Origin of the sequence: Pseudomonas vranovensis DSM 16006 (assembly GCF_000425805.1) — a bacterium.
Classification (GTDB): Bacteria; Pseudomonadota; Gammaproteobacteria; order Pseudomonadales; family Pseudomonadaceae; genus Aquipseudomonas; species Aquipseudomonas vranovensis.
The window spans coordinates 1-1,191 of the sequence record NZ_AUED01000042.1 but is presented as its reverse complement, the minus strand read 5'-3'; the positions used below and the strand labels follow the sequence as shown (position 1 = coordinate 1,191).

Sequence of the window (1,191 nt, the reverse complement as noted above, 5' to 3'; positions counted from 1 at the left end):
AACTGCTGGCAGTGGGTACCGGGCAGGCGCTGGCGAATGTCGGGCCGAACAGCGCCACCGCACGGGGGGCGCAGATCAGCCTGGGGCGGTATCGGTTGTGGGGGGCGGGGATGGCGGCTGCGGGGGGATTGGTGAGTATCGGGTGGGATGCGAATGACGCTATCAAGGCGCTGAAACAATCAACAGGCACACCGAATAGCCGAGCCACACTTGCCAGCGCCTACTCCATTCGAGCGACTGCAACATTAGCACTCATGGCTGGACAGGGTGGGATCGCCTTTTCCCAAGCAGGTGCGTATTTCCGTTGGCTAGCGCTGAAGGGTGGCCGCTTTATTCCCGGCGTTTTGTTAGATGTATTGTCCCATTGGGCCACACGCTTAGCAGTCAACCAGACTGCCATGCTGCTACTTGGTCGTATGGCTTGGGTGGGAGGCCTTATCGTGCTGACTGCCACCATTGTATTGCTGATACTCGATGAGAGTGCGCTGGAAAAATGGTGTGACGAATGCTGCTTCAGCCGCAGTCGAGAGACCAACCGTTACAACAGTGCCGAAGATGAATTAAGCGCATTTTTCGATGCCATTGAAGGGACCCTATAATGAATTTCGCAGAATGGGGCTTCTGGCAGGCCATGCTGGAAACAGATGAAGACCGCAAGAGCGACAAAGAAATAGAAAAAAAATACGGTTTAAAAGAAATAGTCGCCTATGAATATGAAGACGATGAAAGTCAGAAAGAAGCGCAGCAGCGCGCCAGCGAAACACCGAGGACTCGAGGACCGGTTTATGCACTTGATGAAAACATCCTGGAAATACGATGCGGAATGCTGGAGGCCAAACGCGGACTTGTAAGCATTTTTTCCATCACAGCAATTACTATGTTGTCGCTTGGATTCTTAGGTGCTGCAGTAGAGGCCAAGTCATTAGTTTTGTTACTGCTTCGTGGCCAGAGCGAGCCTTATGGTCATCATTTGTACCTTGCTGTATTGTTTACCAGCTTGGCTTCTTTGATTTCCTGGTTCTACTTCAAGTATGGCTTTCGTTTTACTCGACTAGAAATGCTCACCTCCCGCCACTTGTTGATTCGATTCAATCGAAAAACCCAGCAAGTCTATCTACACCGCCCCAGCTACTGCGGTGGCATCGTGACCTTGCCCTGGAAAGGCGTGACCTCCTCAGGGTCCAGTGAAAA

At 52.1% G+C, this 1,191-nt stretch carries 2 pseudogenes; both read left to right on the top strand.

Features of this window, described 5'->3' with window-relative positions:
- Positions 1-599, top strand: a pseudogene (locus H621_RS28785) (hypothetical protein); the annotation flags it as partial.
- A pseudogene (locus H621_RS0119545) lies at positions 599-1,191 on the top strand (DUF6708 domain-containing protein); the annotation flags it as partial. The pseudogenes H621_RS28785 and H621_RS0119545, both read left to right, overlap by 1 nt.